We start from the raw sequence: 7,577 nt of genomic DNA, 5'->3' as shown, positions 1-7,577 counted from the left end.
CGCGATGCCCGTGCCCGGCACGACGACCCCGTTGCCGCGGCGCTCGACACGGCGGGCGGCAAGATGCTGTTCCGCGGCCGGATCACGGACGTCGAGCGCGAAACCTCCGGCGGTTTCCTCAAGGGTCGCGTCAGGCTGGCCGGCCTGGACGCCGATCGCGGATCGCGCCTCGACGTCGCCTTTCGCAACGAATATTCCGCGGCATGGCGGGACGGCGCGGTGCTGGCCAGCACTCCGGACCTCATCTGCCTGCTCGACAGCGTCTCGGGCGACGCCATCGGCACCGAAAGCCTGCGCTACGGACAGCGCATTTCCGTCCTCGCCCTTCCCTGCGCGCCGATCATGCGCACGCCCCGGGGGATCGAAAATGTGGGGCCGCGCGCCTTCGGCCACGATTTCGACCATGTCAGCCTGTTCAGCGACGACAGCGCGAAAGGAACGGTTCAATGAGCCGTATCGGCATCGATGTCGGTGGTACCAACACCGATGCGGTCCTGATCGGGTCGGGGGGCGTGCGCGCCGCCGTCAAAACCGGCACCACGCCCGACATCGCCGGCGGCATCCAAACCGCGCTGGCCCGGCTGCTCGAACAGCCCGGCGCCACGACGGACGACGCGATCGACGCGGTCATGATCGGGACCACCCATTTCGTCAATGCCGTGGTCCAGCGGCGCGAACTCTGCCCGGTGGGCGCCCTGCGCATCGGCCTGCCGGCCAGCGCCTCTCTTCCGCCCTTTTCCGATTGGCCCGATGATCTCGTCCCGCTGGTACGCGGCCAGGTGCACATGGTCGAGGGCGGCCATGAATATGACGGCAGGCGTATCGTCGCACTGGACCGCGACGCCATCCGCCGCGCCGCCCGCGACATGGCGTCGGCCGGGCTGCGCCACATCGCCGTCAGCGCCGTTTTCTCCCCCCTGGTGGCGGATGACGAGCTGGAGGCGGAACGGATTCTGGCCGAGGAAATCCCCGATGTTTCGGTCACGCTGTCCCACCGGCTTGGCCGGATCGGCCTGCTCGAGCGGGAAAATGTCGCGCTGCTGAACGCCACGCTTCAACCGCTCGCGCGCCGGACGATCGATGCGTTCATCGCGGCGCTGCGCGCCAGCGGCATCGCCGCCCCCCTGTTCCTGACCCGCAATGACGGCACGGTCGCGCACGCCGCCGGCGTGTACGCCGTTCCGGTCTATTGCTTTGCCTCCGGCCCGACCAACTCGATGCGCGGCGCCGCCTTCCTGTCCGGCATGGCCGATGCGATGGTGGTCGATGTCGGCGGAACCACGTCCGATTTCGGTACCCTGCGGGCGGGCTTCCCGCGTGAGGCGAATGCGGCCGTCGAGATCGGCGGCGTCCGCACCCTCTTCCGCATGCCCGAACTCCTGTCGATCGGCCTGGGCGGCGGCTCGATCGTCAGCGATGACGGCGCCGCGATCGGTCCGCAAAGCCTGGGCTTCCGCCTGCTGCAAGAGGGCCGCATCTTCGGCGGCACGACCCTCAGCGCCACGGACGTCGCGGTCGCGGCGGGCCGGGTGTCCCTGGGTGACGCGACCCGCGTCGCGGACCTCTCTCCCGGCCTGCTGCATCGCGCACAGGCCCGCATGGCCGCCATGCTGGCCGAAGCGATCGACCGTACGAAGAGCGAGGCCGGCGACGTCACCCTGGTGGCCGTCGGCGGCGGCGCCTTTCTCGTGCCCGACCGGATCGAGGGCGTGCATCAGATCGTGCGCGTGCCCCACCATGCCGTGGCCAACGCGGTCGGCGCGGCCATCGCCCGGATCTCCGGCGAGGTCGACCGCATCTTCACCGGCGTCACGCGCGACACCGCGATCGACACCGCCCTGACCATGGCCCGGGACCAGGCCGTGGCCGACGGCGCCGCTCCCGCGACGCTCGAGACGGTGGAAATCGAGGACATTCCCCTGACGTACATTCCGGGCGACGCCCGCCGGGTCAGGGTCCGGGTCGTCGGCGACATCTCCCACCCCCCGGCGGCGACCTGACCCACCTGGGAAAGGCGGTCCACCCTATAGTGAAATGGTCCTCAGGATGGGGACCTCTCCAGTTTCAGCGCGGTCGCATGATGCAGGATATGGTCGCCGATGAAGCTCGAAATGAAGTAATAGCTATGGTCGTAATGCGGACGGAGATTGGGCATCAGCGGATGACCGGCCTCCGCGCACGCGGCCTGCAGAATGTCCGGCTTCAATTGCGAGCCGATAAATTCATCTCCGAGTCCCTGATCCACAAGAATCGGAAGACGTTCCGTCGCGGATTTCAGAAGCTCAAGCGGGTCACAGGCTTTCCACGCCGCGGGATCCTCGCCAAGATAGGCGCGTAACGCCTTTTGTCCCCACGGAACCCGGGTGATCGCGACGATCGGGGAAAACGCCGATACGCTTCGGAAGCGTCCGGGATTGCGCAATGCGATCATGATGGCGCCGAAGCCGCCCATCGAGTGACCGAAGATGCTCCGGGCGTCCGTTGCCGGGAAATTCGCCGTGATCAGGCGCGGGAGTTCATCGACGATGTAGTCATACATGCGATAATGCGCGGACCACGGATCCTGCGTCGCATTGACATAGAAGCCCGCACCTTGCCCGAGATCATATGCGGGATCGTTCGCGACGGTTTCACCACGCGGGCTCGTATCGGGGGCCACAAGAATGACGCCGTGCTCGGCGGCATAACGCTGGGCCCCGGCCTTGGTGATGAAATTCTGCTCGGTGCAGGTCAGCCCAGAAAGCCAGTACAGCACCGGCACGTCGCCGAACTGCGCCTGAGGCGGAAGATAGACGCCGACCTTCATGGTGCAGCCCAGCGTCTCGGACGCGTGCTGATAGACATCCTGCCATCCGCCAAAACAGGCATGGCGTTCGATTCGTTCCATTTTATGTTCCTCTCGACAGGGACGGCAGGAATGGACCGGGGTCGTGGTTCGGTTCAGTAATGAATGACCGACCGGATCGACTTGCCCTCGTGCATCAGGTCGAAGGCGCGGTTGATGTCCTCAAGCCCCATGGTATGGGTTACGAACGGCGCCAGGTCGATCTCGCCCTTCATGGCATCCTCCACCATTCCGGGAAGCTGCGTGCGGCCCTTGACGCCGCCGAAGGCCGAACCTTTCCACGTGCGGCCTGTCACAAGCTGGAACGGCCGGGTGGAAATTTCCTGGCCCGCGCCCGCGACGCCGATGATGATCGACTGCCCCCAGCCACGATGCGCCGCCTCCAGCGCGGCCCGCATGACCTGGACGTTGCCGATGCACTCGAAGGTATGATCCACGCCCCAGCCGGTCATCTCGATCAGGACCTGCTGGATGGGCTTGTCGTGATCCTTGGGATTGATGAAATCCGTCGCCCCGAACGTGCCGGCCAGCGCGAATTTCGCCGGGTTGGTATCGATGGCGAAAATCCGTCCGGCCTTGGCCTGGCGCGCGCCCTGGATAACGGCAAGGCCGATGCCGCCCAGGCCGAACACCGCAACCGAATCGCCCGGCTGGACCTTGGCGGTATTATGGACCGCGCCGATGCCCGTCGTCACGCCGCAGCCGAGCAGGCAGACATGTCCCGGATTGGCATGCGGATTGATCTTGGCCAGCGAAACCTCGGCGACGACGGTATATTCGCTGAAGGTCGAGCACCCCATATAATGATAGACAGGCTGCCCCTGATAGGAAAAGCGCGTGGTCCCGTCCGGCATCAGCCCCTTGCCCTGCGTCGCGCGGACCGCGGTGCAGAGATTGGTCTTGCCGGACTTGCAGAACAGGCACTCGCCGCATTCGGCGGTATAGAGAGGGATCACGTGGTCGCCGGCCTTGACGCTCGTGACGCCTTCGCCGACCGCGACCACGACGCCGGCACCCTCATGACCGAGAACGGCGGGGAAAATGCCTTCGGGATCGTCGCCCGACAATGTGAACGCGTCCGTGTGACAGACACCCGTGTGGGTAATCTTTACCAGTACCTCGCCGGCTCGCGGCGGCGCGACGTCGATCTCGACGATCTGCAGAGGCTTGCCAGCCTCGAAGGCGACGGCAGCACGTGATTTCATTTCTTCATTCCTCGAAGCTGAATTGAAAATTGCATGAACCTTCGGCAAAGCATCCGCAATCAACGCAGATAGGACCGAATGATGGCAATCGTCTCGTCGATCGGTTCCCGGCCCGCGTCCCCGTCCTTCGCATGAAGAAATTCTTCGCGCAGGTGACTTTCCAGAACGGTCGCCATCAGTCCGTTGATCGCGCCGCGAACGGCGGCGAGTTGCTGCAGGACCGGGCCGCACGCCGCTCCCTCCGCCAGCGCCTGCTCCAGCGCGTCCAGTTGGCCACGCACGCGGCGGACGCGGGTCAGGGCACGCTTCTTATCTTCCGGACTATGCGGCACGACATCCTCGCCCTCATACTGGGGGGTAGTATATTGACATGCCGTGGCGGATGCAAGCGGCCACCCTGGAATCGCCCTGCGGCCCGAGGTACGCATGGGATCGCCGGGCGTGTCGCAAACATGCAAGTGGGGTGTCTTTTTTGTGAAAGATTTCGCCCCGATCGCCCTCCATGATCCACACCGGTTTCGCGCGTCGGTGCGGAGGTTGACACAGGTCGTCATGCAGAAATTTTCCGCGTTTTCCTTGGCCCGGCAGGCGCTCGGCCGTCATCTCGGCTGGCAGCCCCAATGGCGTTCGGTGGCGCCGAAGCCGAGCTATGACATCATCATCGTCGGCGGCGGCGGCCATGGGCTGGGTGCCGCCTATTACCTGGCCAGGCAGCACGGATTGCGCAACATCGCGGTGGTCGAGCGCGGATGGCTGGCGGGCGGCAATACCGCGCGCAACACCACCATCATCCGCTCGAACTACCTGTTCGAACAGAGTTCCTCCTATTACGAGCACGCGCTGAAACTATGGGAGAATCTCTCGGACGAACTGAACTACAATGTCATGTTCAGCCAGCGCGGCTGCCTGATGATCGCGCACAACGTCCACGACGTGCAGGTCTTCAAGCGGCATGTCCACGCCAACCGGCTGAACGGCATCGACAATGAATGGCTGACGCCCGAGCAGGTCAAGGCATTCTGTCCGCCGCTGAATATCTCGCCGAATATCCGCTATCCCGTCCTGGGCGGCGCGCTTCAGCGCCGCGCCGGCACCGCCCGGCATGACGCGGTGGCCTGGGGCTATGCCCGCGCGGCAAGCGATCTCGGCGTGGACATCATCGAGAATTGCGAGGTCACGGGCATCGACCGCGACGCCTCGGGCCGGGTGACGGGCGTGCAGACCACGCGCGGGCCGATCCGGGCGAAAAAAATCGGCGTGTCGGCGGCGGGGCACAGTTCCGTCGTCATGGCCATGGCGGGCATCCGTCTGCCGCTGCAGATCAACCCCCTGCAGGCGCTGGTGTCCGAGCCGGTGAAGCCGGCCTTTCCCTGCGTGGTGATGTCCAACACCATCCACGCCTATATCAGCCAGTCCGACAAGGGCGAGATGGTGATCGGCGCCGGCACCGATTCCTATGTCTCGTACACCCAGCGCGGCGGCCTGCACATTCCGGCCCATACGCTGGAGGCGATCTGCGAACTGGTGCCGGATTTCCGCCGCCTGCGGATGCTGCGCTCCTGGGGCGGGATTACCGACAACACCCCCGACCGCTCGCCGATCACGGCGAAGACCTCGGTGCCGGGCCTGTACGTCAATTGCGGCTGGGGTACGGGCGGTTTCAAGGCGACGCCGGGGGCGGCCAACCTGTTCGCCTGGACGATCGCGCGCGACGAGCCGCATCCGATCAACGCGCCCTTCACCCTCGAACGTTTCCGCGAGGGCACCCTCATCGACGAAGCCGCCGCGGCGGCGGTCGCGCACTGACGCACCGCGAGACGGAGAAAGATCATGCTGCTGATCGCATGTCCCTATTGCGGCCCGCGCGCCGAGATCGAGTTCGCCTATGGCGGCGAGGCGCACATCGCCCGCCCCGGCCCCGAGGTGAGTGAAGAGGAATGGGCCGCCTTCCTGTATCTGCGCGACAACACCAAGGGCGTGCTGGCCGAGCGCTGGCGCCATTCCCATGGCTGCGGCCGTTTCTTCAACGCGCTGCGCGACACGCGGACGGACCGGATCCTGGAAACCTACGAGATGGGCGCCGCCCGTCCCGACGCCAAACAGGGAGAAGCGGCATGAGCGGCGCGTTCCGCGTATCCGGGCGCGGGCGCGTCAATCCCGCGCGTCCGGTCTCCTTCCGTTTCGACGGCCGGACCGTCCGGGGCTATGAGGGCGATACCGTCGCCTCCGCCCTGCTGGCGCAGGGCCGGCACCTCATGGGGCGGTCGTTCAAGTATCATCGCCCGCGCGGCCCGATCTCGGCCGGCTCCGACGAGCCGAACGCGCTGATCGGCGTGGGCGAGGGCGCGCGGCACACGCCCAATCTGCGCGCGACCCAGGTCGAGATCCACAAGGGTCTCGTCACCGTCAGCCAGAACCGTGGGCCCCGCCTGAATTTCGACGTGGGGGCGATCAACACCCTGCTGGCGCCGCTCTTTCCCGCCGGGTTCTACTACAAGACCTTCATGTGGCCGCGCGGCTTCTGGGACAGGGTCTACGAACCCGTCATCCGCCGTGCCGCAGGGCTGGGCAAGGTCGCGACCGCGCCGGACCCCGATCATTACGCGCTGCACTACGCCCATTGCGAGATACTGGTGATCGGCGGGGGCCCGGCGGGCCTGGCGGCGGCATTGGCGGCGGGCCGGACGGGCGTGCGCGTCATCCTGTGCGACGAGACGGCGGAACTGGGCGGCACATTGCTGTCCGACGCCCATAGCCGGATCGACGGGCTTCCGGCGTCCGCCTGGGTGGAAAAGATCGTCACCGAACTGAACGCCCTGCCCAACGTGCAGGTGATGACCCGCTGCACGGCCTTCAATTACGGCCCGCACAACATGGTGGCGCTCAACCAGCGCCTGACCGAGCATCTGGCAACGCCGCCGGCCGACATGCCGCGTGAGCGCATCTGGCAGGTGCGCGCCGCCGAAGTCGTGGTCACGGCGGGCGCGCTGGAACGGCCGCTGGTGTTCGAGGGCAATGACCGGCCCGGCATCCTGCTGGCCACCGCGGCGCGGACCTATCTCAACCGCTACGGCGTGATCCCCGGCCGGCGCGCGGTGATCGTGACCGCCGACGATTCAGCCTATCGCGTGGCCATCGAACTGGCCGCTGCCGGGGTGGCAATCGCCGCGATCGCCGATCTGCGGGCCGATCCGGACGCGCCGGTCATCGCGGAAGCGAAGGCCCGGGGCATCCCCGTCCTGCCGTCCACCACCATCCAGAAGGCGAACGGCAGCCTGCGGGTCCGCGGCGTCGAACTCGCGCCGGTCGCCGCCAACGGCAGCGTCGGCAAGGGGCGGAACGTCGCCTGCGACTGCGTGCTGATGGCGGGCGGCTTCACCCCCAGCCTGCACATCCACAGCCAGGCGCGCGGCACGATGCGCTTCGACGAGGCGCTGGGCGTCTACGTGCCGGACCAGTCCGTCGAGCGCCTCCGGTCCGCCGGGGCGTGCCGGGGCCTCTTCGCCCTGCAGGACGTGCTGGATGAC

The 7,577-nt window shown here is 66.7% G+C and carries 8 protein-coding genes; 5 read left to right on the top strand and 3 right to left on the bottom strand.

The annotated features are described in order from the left end of the window. Positions 1-450, top strand: a 450-nt coding sequence (locus HUK84_RS07485; RefSeq protein WP_176639729.1) for a DUF917 domain-containing protein, incomplete at its 5' end; no start/stop codon positions are given. After that, positions 447-2,000 (top strand): hydantoinase/oxoprolinase N-terminal domain-containing protein, encoded by a 1,554-nt coding sequence (locus HUK84_RS07480; protein ID WP_176639728.1) that lies wholly within the window; start codon positions 447-449, stop codon positions 1,998-2,000. The genes HUK84_RS07485 and HUK84_RS07480, both read left to right, overlap by 4 nt. Before the next feature lie 41 nt (positions 2,001-2,041). Here HUK84_RS07480 and fghA read toward each other — a convergent pair whose 3' ends face one another. Genes fghA through frmR form a run of 3 tightly spaced genes read right to left on the bottom strand, consistent with a single transcriptional unit; the run spans position 2,042 to position 4,382 of the window. Next, on the bottom strand, positions 2,042-2,887 hold the full coding sequence (fghA, locus tag HUK84_RS07475; RefSeq protein WP_176639727.1) for an S-formylglutathione hydrolase: 846 nt from the start codon (positions 2,885-2,887) through the stop codon (positions 2,042-2,044). Between the two features lie 53 nt (positions 2,888-2,940). Beyond that, entirely contained in the window at positions 2,941-4,050 is a 1,110-nt protein-coding gene (locus HUK84_RS07470) for an S-(hydroxymethyl)glutathione dehydrogenase/class III alcohol dehydrogenase (RefSeq protein WP_176639726.1), read from the bottom strand. A gap of 59 nt (positions 4,051-4,109) precedes the next feature. After that, complete coding sequence (gene frmR, locus HUK84_RS07465) at positions 4,110-4,382, bottom strand: formaldehyde-responsive transcriptional repressor FrmR (protein WP_176639730.1); 273 nt, start codon at positions 4,380-4,382, stop codon at positions 4,110-4,112. 220 nt (positions 4,383-4,602) lie between these two features. Between frmR and HUK84_RS07460 the strand changes: the two genes are divergently transcribed. From HUK84_RS07460 to HUK84_RS07450, 3 genes are all read left to right on the top strand, one after another. Continuing rightward, positions 4,603-5,856: a sarcosine oxidase subunit beta family protein gene (locus tag HUK84_RS07460; protein ID WP_176639725.1), complete on the top strand. Its 1,254-nt coding sequence runs from the start codon at positions 4,603-4,605 to the stop codon at positions 5,854-5,856. A 24-nt stretch (positions 5,857-5,880) separates the two neighbouring features. After that, on the top strand, positions 5,881-6,168 hold the full coding sequence (locus HUK84_RS07455) for a sarcosine oxidase subunit delta (protein WP_176639724.1): 288 nt from the start codon (positions 5,881-5,883) through the stop codon (positions 6,166-6,168). After that, positions 6,165-7,577, top strand: a 1,413-nt coding sequence (locus HUK84_RS07450; protein WP_176639723.1) for a 2Fe-2S iron-sulfur cluster-binding protein, incomplete at its 3' end; no start/stop codon positions are given. The genes HUK84_RS07455 and HUK84_RS07450, both read left to right, overlap by 4 nt.

This window comes from Nguyenibacter vanlangensis (assembly GCF_013376155.1).
Classification (GTDB): Bacteria; Pseudomonadota; Alphaproteobacteria; order Acetobacterales; family Acetobacteraceae; genus Gluconacetobacter; species Gluconacetobacter vanlangensis.
The sequence above is the reverse complement of the archived record's forward strand: the minus strand, read 5'-3'. Positions and strand labels throughout refer to the sequence as shown.

What these genes read in the sequence shown, in the direction of transcription:
- HUK84_RS07480 (WP_176639728.1), top strand. Translation starts at nt 447, where the DNA reads ATGAGCCGTATCGGCATCGATGTCGGTGGTACCAACACCGATGCGGTC.
- fghA (WP_176639727.1), bottom strand. Translation starts at nt 2,887, where the DNA reads ATGGAACGAATCGAACGCCATGCCTGTTTTGGCGGATGGCAGGATGTC.
- HUK84_RS07470 (WP_176639726.1), bottom strand. Translation starts at nt 4,050, where the DNA reads ATGAAATCACGTGCTGCCGTCGCCTTCGAGGCTGGCAAGCCTCTGCAG.
- HUK84_RS07460 (WP_176639725.1), top strand. Translation starts at nt 4,603, where the DNA reads ATGCAGAAATTTTCCGCGTTTTCCTTGGCCCGGCAGGCGCTCGGCCGT.
- HUK84_RS07455 (WP_176639724.1), top strand. Translation starts at nt 5,881, where the DNA reads ATGCTGCTGATCGCATGTCCCTATTGCGGCCCGCGCGCCGAGATCGAG.